This is a genomic window from Neobacillus sp. FSL H8-0543, assembly GCF_038592905.1.
Taxonomy (GTDB): domain Bacteria; phylum Bacillota; class Bacilli; order Bacillales; family Cytobacillaceae; genus Neobacillus.
In genome coordinates this window covers 3,180,949-3,201,160 of record NZ_CP151943.1, presented here as the reverse complement: position 1 = coordinate 3,201,160, position 20,212 = coordinate 3,180,949, and the positions used below count along the sequence as shown (strand labels likewise).

Below are 20,212 nucleotides of genomic sequence, written 5' to 3'. Positions count from 1 at the left end.
CACCTCATTTTTATATGAATTTTCTATTTGTCCACCATTGTAATAGATTAATAATCAATAACATGATAAAAGCAAAAATCAACATAACAGCGGCAATTGCAGTAGCCCCGGCATAATCATATTGTTCTAGCTTTGTCATGATTAAAAGCGGTGTAATTTCTGTCCTCATCGGCATATTCCCTGCAATAAAAATAACCGACCCATATTCACCAAGGGCTCGCGCAAAGGCAAGAGCAAAGCCAGTAAGTGCAGCAGGAAGTAGTTCTGGAAAAATAACTTTTACGAAGGTTTGCAGCCTGGTTGCCCCTAAACATGCAGAGGCTTCTTCTATTTCTTTTTCTAAGCTTTGCAAAACGGGCTGTACTGTCCGCACAACAAAAGGTAATCCGATAAAGGTTAAGGCTATGGTGATTCCAATTGGAGTAAACGCCACTTTAAAGCCTAAGAATTGACCAATCCAGCCGTTTTCAGCATACAAAGTGGTTAAGGCAATTCCTGCAATCGCGGTTGGTAAGGCAAACGGCAAATCAACAAGCCCATCAATGATCCGACTTCCTGGAAAACGATAACGAACCAGTACCCACGCGATTAACACGCCAAAGACAACGTTGATTAGTGCGGCTAAAAATGATGCCCCGAAGCTAAGCCGATAGGATGCAACTACCCTAGGATCGGAAATCGTTCCCCAGATTTTTGACCATTCAACCGTCACTGAATTTAAAAAAATCATCGATAAAGGCAATATGACAAGAATGCTAATGTAAAACATCGTAAAACCTAGCGACAGACCGAATCCAGGTAACACACGATTTCTTTTCCATTTCATGCTTTGTATACGAGGCATGAGGTTGACCCCTTCCGTAGTGATTCATTAGGGGTGTCCCAGTTGGAACACCCATACAAGTACTATCTAAACTTTATGGCTGATAAATCTGGTCAAACGTCCCACCATCGCTAAAGTGAGTTTCTTGTGCTTTTTGCCAGCCGCCAAAGTCCTCATCAATCGTAACTAAATTAATCTTCGGAAATTGATCGGCATACTTCTCAAGAATGGCTTCATTCCGAGGTCGATAATAATGTTTAGCTGCTAATTCCTGTCCCTTGTCTGTGTATAAAAATTCTAGATAGGCTTCCGCTACTTCTCTCGTACCCTTTTTATCTACTACTTTATCAACAATTGCCACAGGTGGTTCAGCGAGAATACTGATGGACGGAACAACAATTTCAAATTTGTCTTTGCCTAATTCATTAAGTGTTAGAAAGGCTTCGTTCTCCCAAGCAATCAATACATCCCCAATTCCACGCTCAACAAAAGTAGTTGTTGAACCGCGTGCACCCGAATCTAAGACTTCAACATTTTTATATAACTGACTGATAAATTCCTTAATTTTATCCTCATCGCCCGCAAATTTATCTTTCGCAAATGCCCATGCTGCTAAGTAATTCCACCTTGCTCCACCTGAAGTTTTTGGATTTGGGGTAATAACAGATACATCCTCCTTGATTAAATCATCCCAATCCTTAATCCCTTTAGGGTTTCCCTTTTTGACTAAAAAAACAATCGATGAGGTATAGGGAGTAGAATTATCCTCAAATTCCGTTTGCCACTCTTTATTTAGCAATTGACCCAATTCAGCAATTTCATCAATGTCATAGGCTAAGGCTAGTGTGACGACGTCTGCTTCCAGTCCATCGATAACCGCACGCCCTTGTTTCCCTGACCCCCCATGAGACTGTTGAATGGTAACTGGTTGGCCTGTTTCTTCTTCCCAATATTTAGCAAACTCTTTATTAAATTCATCATAAAGCTCACGAGTCGGATCGTACGAAACATTTAATAATTGGACAAGTTCCTTCTTCTGATCCGTATCCCCTTGCGATTTATCGTTACTTGGATTGCTTGCTTGATTATTCGAGCATGCTGCAAGAATCATCGTGATAAAAATAAAAAATATTGTAAATTTAAAAGTAATTTTTTGATTACGTAACATGTTAATTCCTCCTTTAATTTTCATATAAAAAGGCTGCCTATTTTAAGACGATATGCATAAGAAGGATTTGGGAAATATGGCAAAATAACCGCATGACCAACAAGCCCCTATGCATAGCCTTTATAATAGACAGCCTTCAGTATGACTGATCGGCGACTATAATTTTTAGGTGGTAAAAATGATTGACACTTTTCGTGGATTGTCTTTATTTTTTTTGTTCTTTAGATTCAAATTTTTTTGGCCCAAATCGTGTTTTTTCTGTCTTATCAATTTGAGTGATGATTCCGTCATGAACTGTTATGATTACAGAACCATATTCCATATCCTTTAAAGTGGATAAAATATAATTAGCTTTTACTTGATCAACAACCGCCATTTCGTCATTCCTCCCTTAACCCCATAAGAATACTTGGTTTTAAAAAGAAAAAAATTTTACCTTAATTAAACTTACGTTAAAAGACAAGTTGATAATTACAGAATGACAGACAACAATGTGGACTCCACTTACTAATCGGAAAAATCGTAATAATCAGCTCCCCCTTCAAATAAAAAAAGCTAACTCCAAAAAAAGGAATTAGCCTTTGGTTATCCAATCAGCTCAATATTTTTTTATATTTAAGATTATTTACATTTTATTCTGACTTTTCCGACCTGTCAAGTGTGTTTTATTCTTCTTCTAAAAAAAACTCACACTTTGATATTTCTGCAAAAAAAAACGGTCCCTTGATAATTATATTCTTTATTATCAAGGATCCACCTATGTTTTAAACTCATTAAACCAAGTCTTTTCCATTTTAATAATTCCTTAACATCTTCTTCACTCCGTCTTAATACTTACAACTTATACTTAACTTGTATAAACCATTACACTTGAAAGGAGGGGTATCGATGTTTTTGAACAAATTAGCTCATAGCGGATTAATTACGATTGATTATGTTAAAAATGGTGCCTTACAAACCTTTAAAGGCCGTGTTCATAAGCTTAATTTGCGTGATCAAATAATTTCTTTGAAGGATGAAAATCAAAATTTTTTCACTATCCGATTGTCTGGTATAAGAAATGTTTATTAACTTTAAATTATACAAGAGTACAAACCTAATCTGAGACAAATGGACTTAGGTTATTTTTTTATTCTTTTTTCCAACTCACGATATATTCAATATGTTTATTCGTATGACCGATATTAGGGTCATACGAAACCCATTGACCATTCATGTTCAATTCCTTACATGCCAAATCAAACTGACACATAGCAATCCCCATGTCCAATAACTGCATATCATAACCTAATTTACTGCTGTAATTAGGCGTATGTTCTATGTAAAAATGACAAACGCTCCGGTCACCAGATAATACAAGTCTCCACGGTTGTTTATTTGATGCTGAAGGTCCAATCCTTACCATTTCAATTGGGATTTCCCATTCACCTGCATTTTCCTTTGCCAAGGAGACTTCAAAGCTCTCATCGTAAAACAGCTTTTCCCATGACTTTTTATTGTCTGCTTTTACAGCGTAGCGAAGTGCTTTATCTACCACCCGTTGTTTTTGACTCGGATAGCCGATAGGTGTAATTCCTGGGATAAACTCTCCTACACCAATCTGAATTTCCTTTTCAAACGAGTTCCGGCTAAAGGTCCCTCCCATCCAACAAGTACCCAATCCTAACTCAGTCAAATATAAGACAAGTGTATGAAAGCAGTAACCAAAATCCAGTAGCGGGTATTTACTATTTTCAGCAATCCCAACTAAATATGCTCTGGCATTTTTAATAAATCCATACGTCCCTAACTTGATCCCTTTATCTGTAACATTGTTGATAACTTGGACCAACTCAATTTTACTTTTACCCCCAAAAGGTCCAGCTAAGCTATTTTGATTATTTATGTATTCATTTATTAATTGATAATGAGATTCTGAAATATTTTTAGTATTGAACGTCCTTATCGACTGGCGCTTGCTCATTGTTTCAATAATAGAACTTTTATTACTCACTTTATTCCTCCATCCTCATGTTTGAATTTCTGACATGCATTTTTTGGGAGATTAGATAATATCATTATAATAACGCAAGAAGTTCTCTTCTTCCTACTTAATTCATTTTATTCATCAAAGTTTAATAAAGATCATAAGTTAACACTATCCCCAAAACTACTCTTTTTTACGATTTATCCCCCTGATTCACGCTTTTCTAAGTAAAAATGTTATAATTAGTATTAACCCATCTTACCCTGCAACAAGAGCCCTCATAATTTTTTGTAATACTTTCATAAAAGGAGGATCCACCTATGTATCAAATCAAAGGTAAAGAAAAAATATTTATTTACACTGGACCTGATGGCTCTGGCAGAAAAACCGTAGCAAAAATGGTAGCTACCGCATTTGACATGGAAACCGTTCTCTCTTACACTACACGTTCTCCCCGACATTATGAAAAAGATGGTGAAGATTACCACTTTGTTAATGTAGAAACCTTCAAGAAGATACAAGAACAACAAGAATTTATCGAAACGGTTGAAATTGATGGAACTCATTATGGAATCCGTGAACAAGATATTGTGGAGGCATTTAAAAACCACAACCTCGTCTATTTGACATTGAATCCGGAAGGTACCGAAAAGTTGAAAGAGATGTTCGGAGATCGCGTCATGCGGATTTTCCTTCATGCCGATCGCGATACGGTCATTAGAAGACAAAAGGATCTAGCTGTTGATGACGCAGATATTCAACGCCATATGTCCCATTACGATGAAATAATGAGCTATAAAAGTAACTGCGAACATGTATTTGAAAATTATGACTCACCTCAAATTGCCTTTAAGGTTAGCGAAGTAATCGAGGCATTTTTAGAAAGAGACTTTATTGAAACGGATTATTAAAGACGAAGAAGCACGCTGATTATTCAGCGTGCTTCTTTGTCTTTATAGAATGTGCACCCTTAAAGCCTTTTCCTAGGTGATCATTTCTCAAAATTATGCTGTTGGTAAAAAATTTAGACCCTTAGTGAGCCTCGGAATCCTCTGGCACCATAATAGGAGTCCGCACCGTTGTGATAAACGAATACTTGCCCGTAGCGACAATCGCAGAAAAGGGCACCACCGAGTTTTCTAACATCTTCGGGTGTTTGCACCCAACTCGACGTTTTCAAATCGAAACTTTCAAGTTTTTGCAATTCTCGATATTGTTGTTCTGTTAGCATCTCTATTCCCATAGCCGTTGCCATATTGATTGCGCTATTTTCTGGTTTATGTTTTTTTCTTGCTTCTAGTGCTTCATGGTCGTAACAAATACTTCTGCGACCCTTAGGACTTTCCGCTGAACAATCACAAAAAATGTATTCATCCTTCTTTTCATCATAACCAACAACATCCGGTTCGCCGCCAGTTCTTTCCATTTCAATTAGCGACCACAGTTTTTCAGTATTAGCATCCAGCTTTGCCTGGACTTTAGCCCATTCAAGACCTTCATGGCGGTGCATGTTATTCTCATAGCGGGCCTTTAATACGCTGAGTAATTCTTCAGGTTGTTCTAGTGATAACTCCTTATTATTGCTGATATTATCAACCTTTGTCATGTTATTATCTCCCTTGTTGTTAATGGTTTAAGTATATATGTAAATATTTAATTTACAAAAGTCGTTTAAAAAGATGTATGAATTCAGTTTACCTTAAATGATATGAGGTATTCAATTTTTGCAACTCATGCTATTTTTAGTAAAATGAAGGACAAGACATGTTGTCTACGACGGATATGGAAGGGACGATACAGGAATGAGACTAAGTGTACTGGATCAAGCACCCATTACAAAAGGAAATACAGCAGCAATCGCTTTAAAAAATGCAGAAGAACTAGCTATTTTGGCAGACCAATTGGGCTACCATCGGATGTGGATGGCAGAGCATCATGGAACAGACGCTTTTGCAAGCTCTGCTCCTGAAGTAATTACCGCACACCTAGCAGCCAGAACGAATAAGATTCGAATCGGCACTGGCGGTGTGATGATGATGCATTACTCGCCACTGAAACTGGCTGAGGTGTTTAAAACACTCAGCGCCTTCTACCCTGGGCGGATTGATTTTGGTGTAGGCCGAGCTCCTGGCGGTGATAACTTTTCCATTTATGCTCTATCTGAAGGGCGCCAACCGATGGTGAATAATATGTATGAAAAATTGAGGACTGCCTTGCAATTGATAAACGATGAGGTACCCGAGGAAGACCTATACAATAAAAATATTGCTACACCTTCCCATATTGTTTTGCCGGAAGCTTGGTTATTAGGTTCAAGTGGAAACAGTGCCGTGCAAGCAGGACGGATGGGCGTGGGATATTCGTTTGCCCAGTTTTTCAATGGCGAAATGACTAAAGAAACATTAGAGGCATACAAAATGAGTTTTCAACCTACAGCCTTTATGGAAAAGCCAGAGATTAATGTAACCTACTTGGTGACGACAGCTGAGACCCTAGAAGAAGCAGAGTACGAAGCAGCTCCACAGGATATTTCACGTTTATGGTTGATGAAGGGCCGGATCAGACAATTGCTGACTCCTGAAGAAGCCAAAGATTACCCGCTTACTGAAATGGACCGAATGACGATAAAAGCAAATCGGAAGCTGCATTTGGTGGGACCTGTCAAAGAAATCGCCACAAGGTTACAGGAAGAGCAGGAACACTATGGATTTGATGAAGCAATGATTTGCAGCATCCTGCATACTCAAGAAAAACGGTTGAATGTGTATCGATTATTGGCGAGGGAACTGTTTTGATTTTCCTATAGCTGGTTGAATGCGGGGCTAAGTTGGACAGGACTTTCCTGTCCACCCCCCCGAATCATCCCTCTACTTACTTCTCAGACTATTTAATTCCAAAGCTAAACTCAATAATTCATCTTTTACTAATAACAGATCACTATACTCCCTTGGTATCGCGTCAAAACCACAAGCCAATCCGGCCAATCCTCCAGCAATCGCTGCTACAGTATCCGTATCATGCCCCTCATTAGCGGCACCAATCACTACATCCAAGTAGGAGTCACTAGTTAGCAACCAGTATAAAACCCACTTCATGGTATTAACAACAAATCCATCTGGAAGACACGTAGGTTTTTCACCAGTTAAAGCTGTTTCATAAATGGTTCCTTGAATTTCATCCTTGATTGCTTTTTTAAGTTCTTTTCCATGCAAGACTTGATAGGCAATTCGGTTGTAGATTATACAGGCTTCATCTGCTAGCGAATCAAAGTGAGTCATTTTTGATTGTTTTCTTGTATTGGCTTCGACTTCATCCAAATCATTGTAGGCAAGTGCAACGGGTAAGCATCGCATGAGCGAACCGTTTCCAGCTGAAAGTTCATTTAGATAGTCAAAATGTGCCTTTTTGGCATCTTCAAACCAATCTCCCTTGTAATGACTTAAGACCGTTCGGATTATAATTCCAATATCCTTTGGTCCCGAAGCATACCATTTTAAAAATCCATCGCCGATTGGACAGATAGGGTTTTGTGGATCCTTTAAAATCCCCCAGCCCACGGCCAAGGTCATCGCTGTGTCGTCTGTTGTCTCTCCTTTTTCAAGGTTCCAGACACCACCACCAACGATGTTCTTGACTACTCCATATCTGTCGCTGATTTCTCTTTTAGTTAAAAATTCAGTTGTTCCACCTAACGCGTCACCAATCGCAAATCCAAATAACGCACCTTTAATTTTATCCAACATAAAAAACACCTCACGTCTTTTTGTTAACTAGGACATCCTTAGAACCAAGATTATCTTTAGCGAAAATTCTAACCTTAATGAAAATAAGATGCATGATTTTCAATCCGAAAATAGATAAATTATCAATAGTTATCCTAGAGGATTTTCACTAAACCTTTCCCACAATAGAGGAAATTTACTACTTAGCCCATCTTCATCATCCTCGTCCCAATCAAATTCCATTTCGGGTTGGACATATTTATCCTCTGAGAGTTGTTTGTATATATTGTAGTAATGCTGATCATCATATCCAGTTTTCTCTTCAAACGCCATACTAGCAACATACAACAGGTCCTCAAACTCTGGGACATCCCCATCTTCCTCTAAATGCTTAAGGTGAGGAATAATTTTTTCGGGATCTTTTATAATCGTTTCATAAGTTTCCTTTCCTAGATAAAGTAGCCAAGCCCTAAAATAGTCGAAGGAATCATCCGAACATCCTCCCATGACAATATAAGCCGCTGCCCATAAATTTGAGGTGTACGATTTGTAATAATATTGGTTGAAAATGTAATCAAACATGACAATATCCTTGACCGACTTTCTAGACAAATGGCTTATTAACCACTCAAGCTGCTCATCAGGATCTTCCCCTTTTTTCTTGGCCTTCTCTAGTAACTCCCAAAAAAGGGCCTCTGTCATCATACTTTCTTTTATTACATTTTCAGATGTATCTGCCACAACATATCCCTTTTTTAACTTGGATTTAATTAGTTTATTAGCTTCTTTTTGGCAGATTTCCTCCGATTCAAATGCTTTTGTCTTCACAGCTCCAACCGTACCGACTTTTCCATATGTAACAGTATATGAGTTTCCTGTAACATTAATTTTCCAGAACTTATTTGATAAATCACCTTGATACTTGAGTAACGTTTCCATGAATTAGCACTCCTAAATAGTGGAATAGATACCTCGTTCGTTTAAATTCCTTACTCTACTTTTTTATATAAAAAATAGGCTGAAAATGATGTTCCTAATATTTAACATCCGTCTGTCCTCTACTATAACTAGATTAATAACCAAATTATATCACTTACTTGAGATCACGAGAGTCAAATTCTTGGAGGATATTGTAAAAAATGGTGGCTGTGTTCATCCTGAGAAAGTAAAATGAGATTATAAGACTAAAGGGGATAGATTATTGCGTAACTTACTGTTTCAAGGCATCCTAGTAGTTGGGCAATTAAAATAAGGGGAGAAAAATATGACTAAAACTATAAATCTTTTTACAGGAAAACTAGTAAAACTAACTGCGCCTAGAAACGAGGATCTAGAGGTAATGGCAAATTGGGAAGAGGATGCGGATTACTTAAGAAATCTCGATACTGACATTGCTTATCCTCGTTCAATTGAACAACTTGAAGAAGAAAGTAAGCGCAGTTCAGGTTCGAAATACTTTCGGTTGCGAACCATTGAGGATGATGCATTAATAGGCTTTGTGGTTATTCATTCAATCGAATGGAATAATCAGTCTGGATTATTGGCAATTGGGATTGGAGATCGTCCAAATCAAAATAAGGGCTATGGAAGCGAAGCATTGCAGCTCATCCTCCGTTATGCCTTTCACGAATTGAATCTAAACAGGGTTGGCCTAGATGTAATTAGCTATAATGGTCGGGCAATCCGTGCCTATGAGAAGGCGGGTTTTGTAGTAGAAGGGCGAGTTCGCTCAGCGGTATATCGGGATGGAGTATATTCTGATCGGATTAATATGGGGATACTTAAATCAGAATGGGAAAAAATCAATAATTAGAACATGTTAGTTTGTTTGGTGTCAGGCCAAACAAAAAATGATCCTAGAGGTTTATCCTTAGGATCATTTTTACATCCGCTTCACGTTAATTCGTCAATTAAAAGAAGCAACAGTTTAGGAAAAGTGAAGGCAACTCATCTAAACCATTAAACATATTGCTAATCAATTAGTATGCGATACTTTTTGATGACCGCTTCTGACAAAATCCCTTTTTTATAAAAATGACTCGCATAAATACTTAGCATCATTTCATTTTCTTCTGTGATGTCCATTTTCCATAATACACTATTGATGATGTCTGCTAGTTCTTCAGGATTAGCATACAGTGTATTCCATGCACGTACTTGTAATTCTATCTCATCACTCAATGCTGCTGTTTCGAGTTTTTCTGTTGGTACGGGTTCGCTAAAGCGCGCATATGGATCTTCATAAACGTCCGTATAAATGAACGTGATTGGATTAATCTCGTCTAACTTATACGTAAAACGTTCATTCCCTGATTCAACAACCATTTCATTTTGTCTAAATTCTATCTTTCCGTTTTCTAATATGATAGTTTCCGAAAATCCTTTAACGGCACACTTCACATGCGGTGTAATAAACCAATAGCGATAATCTAAATTTAACTGCGCAATGTATTCTGAAAGTGAGGTCTCTTCGATCTTTCCTTCATCTCTCAATATCATATATGCAATCGGATGATAATAATACTCGGCATCCAGCTTCTTCATCGTAATCGTCCACTCAGCCTCTGGACATTCAAACAACACACGGAACGCAAACCCATCCGCTGTTTTCTGTAACTCATTGTAAATGAACCATTGCCCAACTTGGATTGGTTCATCCGTTTCTTCAGCTAGGACATTTTGAAAAGTGAAATGAATAAGCGATTTCGATGAAAATCCACCCTCTGTATTGACGTAGAGTTGAAGTGTTTCCTTCTCTCGTATAATTCTCTCAATGGTTGAATCATGCAAACTTTCAGCAAAAACATCTTGAACCGCAGTTGGTAAATATGTAACGGCCTGCTTTGTATGTTCATATGCAGCATCCAAAAATTGTTCGAATTCCTTGTCTGCTTTTCGAATCCATTGCAAATAATCTTCGCGTACGGTATTTGGTAATGTCGGTTGATTTAAAGTACCATTTTCCACGTACGGTATGAAACAATCTGGTAAGACGTGCAACAATTCCTTTTTTACTTCTTCAAGCTCTTCTTTTAAACGCGCATGAAGGTCTTCCCCTTCTTCTTTTGCTTCTCTTAGCGCGATTTCCCAGTCTTGGTCGGATTCATGAATGGGCAGAAGGTTACATTTTATAAATTTCCCCTTCGCTTCTTTCGATATATTCCACATAATATCACCTTTACTTTCCTTCCTGAGGATCGAAAATCGAACCCAAAAATAATATCATGCCCGATTCATTGTCTGTAATAACAATAAAAAATGGTCGATTAACTTCCATATGGAATGGTCCATCCATATCTTTATCAGCGTTTTTTCAAATTGTTCTAAACTGGAGCCCTCCTTAGGATCTTTTTTTTGCTATGTCATATTTCCAGGGAGGAACCCCAATTACTTTTAGGAATAGTGAAGGATTAGTCGTTTTAACAACTCATTTAATCTTGCAAACTTGTACCCCAATGAGCCCGCACGATCAGTATTGACAGACCACGATCCTGGCAAGTTGTAAGGAGAAGGGGTACCATCTACCTGTAAACTCGCTTTCTTCCCTGTAATGTCCTCAATAAATGTAACTAGTTCCCTTAAACTTATATCTTCTTCAGAACCCGGATTAATCGGCCCTTCATATTCCGTTTTTCCCATACTGAGTAAAAACTCCGCTGCTTCCTCTGAATCAATGAAACTATACCTATAGTCAGGGTTTTCGATGAACATCGCCTTTCCCTCGTTTACATGCTCAACGTGGAAGTATAAACGATTAGTATAGTCATCTTTCCCGATAATAATTGGGAAACGAACGGCAACTACAGGAACTTTTGCATGCTGAAAAAGAATCGCTTCTGCTGCACGCTTTGCTTCTTGATATCCGACATAGCCACTATAATCTCTTCTTCCTTTTAAAATAGGTTGATATTCTAATGGATTGAAGTCTTCTTCCTTATGATTCACCCCAAAATCATACACAGCCTGACTTGAAGTAAACACATATTTCCGGACTTTCCCCTCCAGTGCGTTCAATGTATCCAGGGCTTCCTGAGAGGAATAGCATGTTTGGTCATAGACAATGTCCCACTTCTTATCAATAAACGCTTGATTGATAGAGTAAGAATCTTCACGGTCAATGATCAATCGAGAGACACGATCACCAAAGGAATCGGGTGTCTTTCCTCTGGTTGCAATGGTCACGTCGACCCCTTCATCTATTAATAATTGTACCAGCCTTTTTCCAACAAATTGAGTTCCCCCAAGTATTAATGCAGACTTCACAACGCTACACTCCTCAAGTATTATTTAATTAGTGGACCTTAAAAAGGAAAATAATTAATGATTTCAAACCTTGCATGAGGTATTTTCTTTTTAAGAATTTCATAAACGGTCCTATTTGAAGCGGTAAATTCCTTATTTATTATATCTTCGTCTTTAGCTTCGCTCGTTTCGCAGTCTAAATAAATACTTTCAATCAATGACAAACCAATATCAGTATCCTGTATTAACTTCTCGATTTCCTCCTGGTTACGGAAAAATGCAGAAGACAATCCTACCATGTTTTTGAATATATGTGGATAACGACACATTGCATAGACGGAAATTAGTCCTCCTAAGGAAATTCCTTCTATTGCCGTATGGTCTTTCAATGTCCGATATTTATTTTCAATGAGCGGTATAAGTTCTGTTCACAATCTCCTATTATAATAATTCCTTATTTTTCTTATAGGATTTATTTAGTGAAATAAAACTTGAGAAAAACCAAAGTAAGATAACAAAAAATAATAATCCTATAATTTCTATCCATTCATCTAGGTTTCTTGGGACACCTACTAATAATATGTAAAACAGTAAAAATCCAACTACAAAACTAGATGTCCTTGTTAGAATAATCTTTATCTCTTTCTTGTAAGCATAATCTGTAACAATATCGGTATATTCAATACCAGAAGTTATATACCTGGTGGTTATATAACAGAGGAATATAGCAATCGGAAACAATAGTAGTGTTCCTTCGCTTATATTAAAATACTTATTACAGAAAACCGCTACAATTAGGCAAAGGAAAAGGAGTATTCCCCCTTCAGAGAAAAAATATAATATTCTTTTTTCCTTATACTCATCATTTGGTATTAAAAATGATATCCAAGATTTCATCATTGCTCGACCTCCCAAAATAATTCATCTAAAGTTTTATTAAGTTCTTTAGCAATGGCAACACATAGTTGAAGACTAGGATTATATTCTCCTTTCTCAATTAATCCAATTGTCTGTCTAGTTACTCCTACTCTTTTGGCTAATTGTTCCTGAGTTATAGAGGTTTTGATTCGAGTTATTTTTACATTATTCTTCATATATTCACCTACAGCATGCAATTTATATCTAACATATGCAATTTATATATTACATGGAATATATCAAACGGTCAATATTAAATGTCCAAAAAAATACGCAATCCCTTCTACTGAGGAATCGCGATAGCATTTTGAATATGTTTTTTAGGGATTATTAGTGTGTTATTCAACTCCCTCACCTGTTAGCAATAACACTTACAAATACATAATCATAAAGTCTACATCAAAATAAATATTATTTTTCAGCCTTAAACCTTTTTTCTCGGTACCAAACAATTCAAATCCCAATGAGGAATAAAGTTTTTTTGCTGATTCATTTGTTGAAACAACCGCTAAATATACCTGTTCCAACCCTTCTATATTTTTTGCTTTCTCTATTGCTTCTTCCATTAAAGCCTTCCCAATTCCTAAACCTCTTATGGAATCAGAAACATACATTGCTCCAATATGTGCCCTATGTCTTAGTTTATATAACTTTTCTTCATATAAAGTAATGATTCCAACCAGTTCACCTTTCTCAAAAGCTCCGTAAGTAAAAGAGTCGTTCGATTGAAACCCGTTATGATATTTTTCAATAGAAAAGTCTTTTTCTTCTTCATAACTGGAAGCGAATGCTTCTGGAATATTTTTTAAAGATTCGAGTCTAATGCTACGATACTTTTCTGCATCTTCTAATGAATTTAACATTCTAATTTCCACTATTTTTCCCCTTTAAGCAATTACTATATATTTCATTTTACAATAAAGCTATTACTTGTTATTAAGTTAAAGGGTGCCAGTTAGCACACTAAGAAAAGCCACCAAAAGTGGCAGCTGGTTCTTAAACCCTTTAGTTTAAGTGCAATTCTTCAAAATTAATAAAGAGTCTAAGACATCACCTTTATTTAATTACTGTTTCAGCAGGTGTAACTCCTTCGAATTCTTTATATGTTGGTAACTATTTTCGTGATAAAAAATCATTTATTTTTATTCGAATTGCAATACCTGGAGAGGAGTCGTTATGATGTTCGGATAGATGTATAACAGCATCAATTAAAGAAACTTGATAATATACAGGCATATTTTCCGAATACTGATGTTCTCAATCCATTTCAAAGCCTAAATAATTTATATATAGATAGGTAGTTCCTATGCCCATTCAGCCACTTTTATCAAAAAAATAAAAACATGCCGCCTAGATCAGCGGCACGCTAGAGTACTAAGTTTCACCAATCTAAATACTAACATCCCGTTTTTGGAAAATTGTAAACGTTAGGGCAATGAAAATGATATAGTACACGGCCAAGGTTAGTAAGGAGACTGGAAGTGTTACATCCCCGAGTATTTTGTCTTGTAGTGCATATACTGTAAGATCCATATGAGGGAAAATTAAAAATTTGGCCCATGTATACTTTTCGGCGAGAAACACTATGAGCCCACCCAATGTTGAAGATAAAAATAAAACAAAAATTCCGATTCCCACTGCCAGAGCCTGACTCTTAAACAAAGTGGATAACATAAAGGAAATCGTGATGAGAATCAAAAGACTTGGCAAGTAATACACGGTCTTCAAGAAAAATTGTGGTCCCAACTCGGCTACTTTCTGTCCTTCAAGTGTGGCTTCAAAGAATTTAGTGTTAAAATCCACGCTGTCGAAAAGAATCAAGCCTGTAAGGAAACCTGCAAGAATGAGGACAATCAGCAACATCAAGGAGTAGATGATCACCGATAAATACTTTGACAAAAGAATGACCCATCTCTCATGCGGCCTGATTAGTAGTTGTTTTATCGTCCCATCGGAAAATTCCGAGGATACACTTGCACTGCTTACGATAACAGCAAAAAGCGTGACCAGCATAGTGACACCATACACAGTCATATTCATAAAATGCCAATTACTCTTTGCATTTGGATTAATATTCTCATCGAGATAGCCCTGCTGCCGATTAAGTTCGGCAGCCATCCATTCTTTTTCTTCTTCTGGAGCCGCTTCTAAATCCTGCTGCAGTTGGTTCACAGTGGCCTGGGTTTCCTCGCGCCAATTATTGTTAGGTTCCTCACCCATTCGATCCTGAAGAATCCCTCCAAGAGCCACCGCAATTACGATGAATAGCATATAAATCCAACTAGCTTTCTTTCCAAATATCTTCCCTAATTCATTTTTAATTAACAATAACACTCGTTTTTACCTCCTGACTCCCTTTGCCGGTTAATTCCAGGAACCGGTCCTCAAGCGTGGTTGTTACTGTATGAATAGCAAATACGTCGACATTGTTCTTTACCAATAACCGATTGGCAGCAGCAATCGATACCTTATCCAGGATTACCGAAAACTGATTCCGGTCCACCTTCTTGAAATCAACCCCTAGATTGTTTTCACTGAGAAGCTGGAGAGCCATTTCCAAATCGCTTACCTCAAACATGACAGTATGTACTTCCTGATTTTGATCGTTTAACAGATTAATCGAAGAAATATGAATAAGCTTCCCCTTTTCAATAATCGCATACCGATCACACATTAGCTGCATTTCAGACAATAAATGAGAGGATACGAGGACAGAAATTCCCTCTTTTGTAATTGAACGCAAGTATTCCCTAAATTCTCTTATCCCTTGAGGATCCAGCCCATTTGTCGGCTCATCTAGGATCAGAAGTGATGGGCTATGCAGCAGCGCTTGCGAAACGCCAAGCCTTTGCCGCATCCCGAGTGAATAGGTTTTCACTTTTTGATGAATCGCTTCTTCAAGATCTGCAACCCTAATTACTTCCTGGATTCGTTCCTCAGAGATTTTTTGTTTTGCCATATTGGCGTAGTGCTTTAAATTTTTATAACCGCTCAAGTACTTATAGAACTCTGGATTCTCAACAATCGCACCAATTTCACTCATTGATTCTTTAAATTGAGTATCCAAATTATAACCATTCACAAATACGCTACCTTGCGTACGACCTATCAAGCTTACAATCATACGGATAATGGTCGTTTTTCCTGCACCATTAGGGCCGAGCAGTCCAAAGATTTCTCCTTTTTCAATGGAGAGGCTAACATTGTCAACAATTACTTTATCCTTAATTTTTTTCGTTAAAGATTGTATTTCAAGTGCTTTCCCTGCCATTCATTCTCCCTCTTTTCAATTTATTAAACATATACTTCAATATTAATCCAATTTCAGTAACAAAGAAGTAAAGTTATTGTAAATTTACACATTTGTTATAAAGATATATTAAAAACCTTCCGTTCGTATAATATCTGATTACGGCCAGAAGCATGTACCAACACTGGCCTGTTTTATAACAAACTGGCCTGGAAATGATCCTACTTTAAGCACTTTCACGTTTGTTAAATCGAATCATAGTGTGACTTCCAAAAGTTCTTTTGCCTTTTCAGGTAATAAATGAGCATTAATCCATAAAATAAGCGTTAATCCTTCTTGGATCAACACTTATTTAGTATAAAAATGCTATATTATTACACCTGAAAAATTTCCTTTTAGTACTTCCTTTTCATTCTGATTTTTACATAAAAAGGACGCGATAATAGCTGTTTTATTCTTTTCATTCCTTTCGTATTTTTCAATTTTTACTTCACAAAGTATTGTATCCCCTGTATATACTGGTCTTAGAAACTCAAAATTCATATTCCGTGCCAATACGTTATTATCACCACCAACTTTTGTTGGCAGCGTTGCCGTTAACAATCCTTGAATCACAAGTCTTCCCTGTTCATCCGGGGTTCTATGATGAATCCCTTCATCTCCTGAAATCTCAGTAAATAATTCAACATCCCTGACTGTAAAAGTTCTTTCAAATGTAATTATATCTCCGACCTTTAAAGACAATTCTAATCCCCCTTTTATTTATCAATTTAGAAAACCTCGTTTTAGTTTCCTAATGAGAAAGTCTTTTTCAACTCACTTGGTTAAAAAACTATTACCAATCTAATCCCTTACTTCCAATAGTAACGGTATTCTACTCTGGAATATTTATATATTCTGACACTCTATTTTTCAAAATTTCTATTAATTCTTCGTCCATATAACCATAATCGTCAGGGATGTCTAAGTTCCAAATCCTTTTATTATTTAGCATTGGACCAAACCTGTCTTTTAAGCGTCTTATATGTTTTTTCTCCATTACAAAAATCACGTCTGCCCATCCAATGTGTCCATTTGAAACTTTAATCCTTGCAGCAGCTTCTGTACCAGCTGACCTTACATCCAAGCCATTAAAGTTATGAAATACCTTTTCCGCTGTCGGACTCCTCCATTTGTTTTTGCTACATATAAACAGGACTTTGATAGTACATCACTCCATTAAAAATTTTACTTATTGGGTTCAACACACCCATGTATTCAAACACTATTTTAGAAGTCTATGAAAACATCAATGATTTTTTTACAAATATCATGATGAATCGTTCCATCAAAATTTAGTAAAATCACCACTCCCAAATTTAGTTCCGGCACCATTGATATCAGTGATCTAACAGCTAGTTGACCGCCTCCATGTTCAACTTTTCTATATCCTCTATAGATGTCGGTAAACCATGCGAGTCCATAGCTTCTGACATCACTTTCAAACTGCCAATCTTCACTGACAAGATGAATAGGATTTTGCATTTCTTCAATGAGATTGGAACGTAAAATTTCGGGTTTTTTATTCATATGGAATCGTATGTATTTTCCTAAATCATTTGCGGTTGAATACAAGTAACCAATAGGAGCAGAGATTGGGTTAATTGGAAAAGGGGTTTCTATCTTATCATTACCTAAATAATATCTTGCACAGTTCTTATCTTTTTCGACGAGTTGTGAATCACTAGTTGTTCGATTCATATCCAAGGGGGTGAGGATTTCATCTCTAAGATAGGTTTCCCACTCGCAACCTGTCACTTTTTCAAACAAATCAGCAAGGATCACATATGCATCTGTGCAATAATTCCATCCCATCCCTACTGGATAATCCAACTCTACTTTTTCAAACCACTTCGTTATATCTTCTCGCGTTTCTATCCTACTAATCTCTTCTTCAGTAAGGTTATAATAGTCTAATGCTTCTTGGAATTCTGTGGGTGTATCCGAAAAAATTTCTTTCACATTCGGAGCAATCATATTGGCAATCCCTAAGTTTGTGGGAAAGCCTGCAGTGTGGGATAACAAATGCCGTATCGTGATGGTGTCACTCTCATCTGTATTTTTTGTTCTGAAGGATGGCAAGTAGTTAACAACAGGATGATCCAATGAAACCAGGTTCTTTTCCACCAGCTGCATAATAGAGAGTGCCATAAAATTCTTAGAAATACTTTGAATGCTCATCACAGTATCACCATCAATAGATCGGTTTACCGGTTGAATCTGCGAGTACCCAAAACCTTTAGAATAGATAATGTCTGAGTCTTTAACAATAGCAACGCTTAATCCAACACCCTCGTTATTACTCAGAAGCTCGTTAATATAATCTGTTATTTGGTTTAGTTTGTATTTAGTTTGTTCCATACTTGTCTCCTTTGTTACAAACTTTTCACCTTGAATTTTCGTGATACCAGTATTTAAGAATTTTGCTTTATCGTTTCTTCAACATATGTAAGAAAATTGCTATATGAGGAAGTACCTTTCAAGAATTGCGATACCTCATTCAAAGGTAATATCACAATATCCCTGTTTTTAGAATAAAGAACGCTTTGTGATTTGGTATCTCTATCCACACCTTTAAGATTAGGAGAATAATTGTATACAGAATCAGACTCATACCAGTTAAAGTCCTGCTTACTATTATTTTTGATAACCTCGCCAATATACGCACCTAATCGGGTCACAAAATTATCAAAATGATTATTTAACAGTTCAGTACCAAACTCCGTATTCATTAATCTTTTCGTATACATATCAATATAACGGATGCTTTCAATAGTGAAGTCTAAATTTCTTTTATTTAGGTTTTCTTGATCCCAGGGGTCCTCTGATACATCCTGATACATTAATTTTGCAATGCCTTTTAAATCATCTTTTTTTAATTTAGAACTTTTTAAGAAACTAAACATAAGATGGAATTCTCCTTTTTCACTTATCTATACTGATTATATCTCTAATTCCACAATCTGACATGTTAGCAAAGTAAATTTTACAAAAATGAGGGTAATACAAAATAGAGACATCGAAGCGGACTTTCACATAGATGCAATGCGGATTATTTTCCAATGGTAGTTAAGACTTTGAAGGAAATGCAAAAATACATAAATAAAAAAACCCCAATACCGTTCCCAACGGAAATTGGGGTTTATTTCATTCTATATTCGACCTACTTTATACAGTACCTGTTGATTCTCAGCAACCTGTTGGTCTAACCAACCGACCAAATCCCCTAAGAATTTTTTCTTGCCCACTTCATCAAACGGACGATGCTTGGCAGAAGCATACTCAATTGCCTGTTTATCCTCTGAGGCAATTAAGTTAAAGAATTGTCTTAGCTTTGTTGGCGGAGTAATTTTATCAGCAAGTCCGTATTGCAGCAATAATGGCAACTTAAGTGACTGCGGATGCTCTAAAACAAGTGATATTGCTTGAATCAAACCACGTCCCAAACCAGGTGTAACCGTATTATGTCGCAACACGTCAGAATAATATTTAGTAAACTTTGAAGAATCCCGCGCAACAAGTTGGAGGTTTCCCGATTTATTAATACTATAATCTGGTTTAATCCTACCCATTAAGGAAATCCCTAATTTTTCCAACCGTGTTACTTCATATGAGATGCCAGGCGATATCGCAACAATTCCATCGATCCCCTCACTGTAATCAAGTGAGTAATCGAGGGTAATCAAGCCACCTAAACTATGACCTATAATATACAAAGGAAGCTCTGGTTGATCTAGCGCAACGAGCTTGCGAAACTCATGCAAATCTCCTCTAAATTCATCCCAGCTCCGAATAAATCCCCTTTTTCCCGAGCTTTGTCCATGCCCGCGTAAATCAAAGGCATAAACGATATATTTATTTTTGACCAAGCTTTCGCTTATATTCTGAAGCCCGCCACTATGGTCGCCATGTCCGTGTATTAAAATAATAGCTGCTTTTGGAGCTGTTAATGGTTCGAGCACTCTAAAAAAAAGTTCTGCTCCACCGACACCATTAAACGTCCCTTGTGATGACATTCTACGTAATCCTCCTGTTGCAAATGAAATTTAATCTTATATATTGTCTAAATAACTTATCCATCTTA

General features: G+C 36.9%; 25 protein-coding genes and 1 pseudogene. 4 read left to right on the top strand and 22 right to left on the bottom strand.

What is annotated here, in order from left to right; genetic code table 11:
• Positions 1 to 10: 10 nt before the first annotated feature.
• The 3 genes from cysT to NSS81_RS15895 all read right to left on the bottom strand — a co-directional run bounded on the left by cysT (position 11) and on the right by NSS81_RS15895 (position 2,367).
• Complete coding sequence (cysT, locus tag NSS81_RS15905) at positions 11 to 844, bottom strand: sulfate ABC transporter permease subunit CysT (protein ID WP_342429655.1); 834 nt, start codon at positions 842 to 844, stop codon at positions 11 to 13.
• Positions 845 to 917: 73 nt separating this feature from the next.
• The gene (locus tag NSS81_RS15900) at positions 918 to 1,991 is read right to left on the bottom strand and encodes a sulfate ABC transporter substrate-binding protein (RefSeq protein WP_342429654.1); all 1,074 of its coding nucleotides are present in this window, start codon (positions 1,989 to 1,991) and stop codon (positions 918 to 920) included.
• 205 nt (positions 1,992 to 2,196) lie between these two features.
• On the bottom strand, positions 2,197 to 2,367 hold the full coding sequence (locus NSS81_RS15895) for a YezD family protein (protein WP_342429653.1): 171 nt from the start codon (positions 2,365 to 2,367) through the stop codon (positions 2,197 to 2,199).
• 512 nt (positions 2,368 to 2,879) lie between these two features.
• Between NSS81_RS15895 and NSS81_RS15890 the strand changes: the two genes are divergently transcribed.
• A complete protein-coding gene (locus NSS81_RS15890; protein WP_342429652.1) occupies positions 2,880 to 3,062 on the top strand; it encodes a hypothetical protein in 183 nt (60 codons plus the stop codon).
• 58 nt (positions 3,063 to 3,120) lie between these two features.
• Here NSS81_RS15890 and NSS81_RS15885 read toward each other — a convergent pair whose 3' ends face one another.
• Positions 3,121 to 3,984: a nitroreductase family protein gene (locus tag NSS81_RS15885; protein WP_342429651.1), complete on the bottom strand. Its 864-nt coding sequence runs from the start codon at positions 3,982 to 3,984 to the stop codon at positions 3,121 to 3,123.
• A 293-nt stretch (positions 3,985 to 4,277) separates the two neighbouring features.
• Between NSS81_RS15885 and NSS81_RS15880 the strand changes: the two genes are divergently transcribed.
• Positions 4,278 to 4,868 carry a guanylate kinase gene (locus tag NSS81_RS15880; RefSeq protein ID WP_342429650.1) on the top strand — a complete coding sequence of 197 codons (591 nt, stop codon included), beginning with the start codon at positions 4,278 to 4,280 and terminating at the stop codon, positions 4,866 to 4,868.
• Positions 4,869 to 4,981: 113 nt separating this feature from the next.
• Here NSS81_RS15880 and NSS81_RS15875 read toward each other — a convergent pair whose 3' ends face one another.
• A complete protein-coding gene (locus NSS81_RS15875) occupies positions 4,982 to 5,563 on the bottom strand; it encodes a DUF4256 domain-containing protein (RefSeq protein ID WP_342429649.1) in 582 nt (193 codons plus the stop codon).
• A gap of 196 nt (positions 5,564 to 5,759) precedes the next feature.
• Between NSS81_RS15875 and NSS81_RS15870 the strand changes: the two genes are divergently transcribed.
• Positions 5,760 to 6,752, top strand: a complete 993-nt coding sequence (locus NSS81_RS15870) for an LLM class flavin-dependent oxidoreductase (RefSeq protein ID WP_342429648.1) — start codon at positions 5,760 to 5,762, stop codon at positions 6,750 to 6,752.
• A gap of 72 nt (positions 6,753 to 6,824) precedes the next feature.
• Here the strand turns inward: NSS81_RS15870 and NSS81_RS15865 are convergent, their stop codons facing one another.
• Together NSS81_RS15865 and NSS81_RS15860 are read right to left on the bottom strand one after the other, a co-directional pair.
• The gene (locus NSS81_RS15865; RefSeq protein WP_342429647.1) at positions 6,825 to 7,700 is read right to left on the bottom strand and encodes an ADP-ribosylglycohydrolase family protein; all 876 of its coding nucleotides are present in this window, start codon (positions 7,698 to 7,700) and stop codon (positions 6,825 to 6,827) included.
• 129 nt (positions 7,701 to 7,829) lie between these two features.
• Positions 7,830 to 8,618 carry a DUF4240 domain-containing protein gene (locus NSS81_RS15860; RefSeq protein WP_342429646.1) on the bottom strand — a complete coding sequence of 263 codons (789 nt, stop codon included), beginning with the start codon at positions 8,616 to 8,618 and terminating at the stop codon, positions 7,830 to 7,832.
• A gap of 325 nt (positions 8,619 to 8,943) precedes the next feature.
• Here NSS81_RS15860 and NSS81_RS15855 point away from each other — a divergent pair, with 325 nt between their 5' ends.
• A complete protein-coding gene (locus tag NSS81_RS15855) occupies positions 8,944 to 9,492 on the top strand; it encodes a GNAT family protein (RefSeq protein ID WP_342429645.1) in 549 nt (182 codons plus the stop codon).
• Between the two features lie 158 nt (positions 9,493 to 9,650).
• Here NSS81_RS15855 and NSS81_RS15850 read toward each other — a convergent pair whose 3' ends face one another.
• From NSS81_RS15850 to NSS81_RS15780, 15 genes and pseudogenes are all read right to left on the bottom strand, one after another.
• The gene (locus tag NSS81_RS15850; protein ID WP_342429644.1) at positions 9,651 to 10,847 is read right to left on the bottom strand and encodes a DUF4085 family protein; all 1,197 of its coding nucleotides are present in this window, start codon (positions 10,845 to 10,847) and stop codon (positions 9,651 to 9,653) included.
• A gap of 10 nt (positions 10,848 to 10,857) precedes the next feature.
• Entirely contained in the window at positions 10,858 to 10,974 is a 117-nt protein-coding gene (locus tag NSS81_RS15845; RefSeq protein ID WP_342429643.1) for a serpin family protein, read from the bottom strand.
• A gap of 98 nt (positions 10,975 to 11,072) precedes the next feature.
• Positions 11,073 to 11,942, bottom strand: a complete 870-nt coding sequence (locus NSS81_RS15840) for an NAD-dependent epimerase/dehydratase family protein (RefSeq protein ID WP_342429642.1) — start codon at positions 11,940 to 11,942, stop codon at positions 11,073 to 11,075.
• 38 nt (positions 11,943 to 11,980) lie between these two features.
• Complete coding sequence (locus tag NSS81_RS15835; protein ID WP_342434044.1) at positions 11,981 to 12,340, bottom strand: alpha/beta hydrolase-fold protein; 360 nt, start codon at positions 12,338 to 12,340, stop codon at positions 11,981 to 11,983.
• Between the two features lie 22 nt (positions 12,341 to 12,362).
• Positions 12,363 to 12,821 (bottom strand): DUF3278 domain-containing protein, encoded by a 459-nt coding sequence (locus tag NSS81_RS15830; RefSeq protein ID WP_342429641.1) that lies wholly within the window; start codon positions 12,819 to 12,821, stop codon positions 12,363 to 12,365.
• Positions 12,818 to 13,015 carry a helix-turn-helix transcriptional regulator gene (locus NSS81_RS15825; RefSeq protein WP_342429640.1) on the bottom strand — a complete coding sequence of 66 codons (198 nt, stop codon included), beginning with the start codon at positions 13,013 to 13,015 and terminating at the stop codon, positions 12,818 to 12,820. Before NSS81_RS15825 ends, NSS81_RS15830 begins: the two co-directional genes overlap by 4 nt.
• Positions 13,016 to 13,210: 195 nt before the next feature.
• Complete coding sequence (locus NSS81_RS15820) at positions 13,211 to 13,714, bottom strand: GNAT family N-acetyltransferase (protein ID WP_342429639.1); 504 nt, start codon at positions 13,712 to 13,714, stop codon at positions 13,211 to 13,213.
• A gap of 256 nt (positions 13,715 to 13,970) precedes the next feature.
• Positions 13,971 to 14,153: pseudogene (locus tag NSS81_RS15815) on the bottom strand (glyoxalase superfamily protein); the annotation flags it as partial.
• A gap of 75 nt (positions 14,154 to 14,228) precedes the next feature.
• A complete protein-coding gene (locus NSS81_RS15810) occupies positions 14,229 to 15,173 on the bottom strand; it encodes an ABC transporter permease subunit (RefSeq protein WP_342429638.1) in 945 nt (314 codons plus the stop codon).
• Positions 15,157 to 16,110, bottom strand: a complete 954-nt coding sequence (locus tag NSS81_RS15805) for an ABC transporter ATP-binding protein (protein ID WP_342429637.1) — start codon at positions 16,108 to 16,110, stop codon at positions 15,157 to 15,159. The genes NSS81_RS15810 and NSS81_RS15805 overlap by 17 nt, the downstream gene beginning before the upstream one ends.
• A 345-nt stretch (positions 16,111 to 16,455) precedes the next feature.
• Positions 16,456 to 16,833, bottom strand: coding sequence for a hotdog domain-containing protein (locus NSS81_RS15800; protein ID WP_342429636.1), 378 nt, complete (start codon positions 16,831 to 16,833; stop codon positions 16,456 to 16,458).
• Between the two features lie 130 nt (positions 16,834 to 16,963).
• A complete protein-coding gene (locus tag NSS81_RS15795) occupies positions 16,964 to 17,215 on the bottom strand; it encodes a protein tyrosine phosphatase (RefSeq protein WP_342429635.1) in 252 nt (83 codons plus the stop codon).
• Positions 17,216 to 17,358: 143 nt separating this feature from the next.
• The gene (locus NSS81_RS15790) at positions 17,359 to 18,489 is read right to left on the bottom strand and encodes a serine hydrolase domain-containing protein (protein WP_342429634.1); all 1,131 of its coding nucleotides are present in this window, start codon (positions 18,487 to 18,489) and stop codon (positions 17,359 to 17,361) included.
• A gap of 53 nt (positions 18,490 to 18,542) precedes the next feature.
• Positions 18,543 to 19,034, bottom strand: a complete 492-nt coding sequence (locus NSS81_RS15785; protein ID WP_342429633.1) for a hypothetical protein — start codon at positions 19,032 to 19,034, stop codon at positions 18,543 to 18,545.
• Between the two features lie 246 nt (positions 19,035 to 19,280).
• Positions 19,281 to 20,144, bottom strand: a complete 864-nt coding sequence (locus NSS81_RS15780) for a lysophospholipase (protein WP_342429632.1) — start codon at positions 20,142 to 20,144, stop codon at positions 19,281 to 19,283.
• Between the last annotated feature and the right edge of the window lie 68 nt (positions 20,145 to 20,212).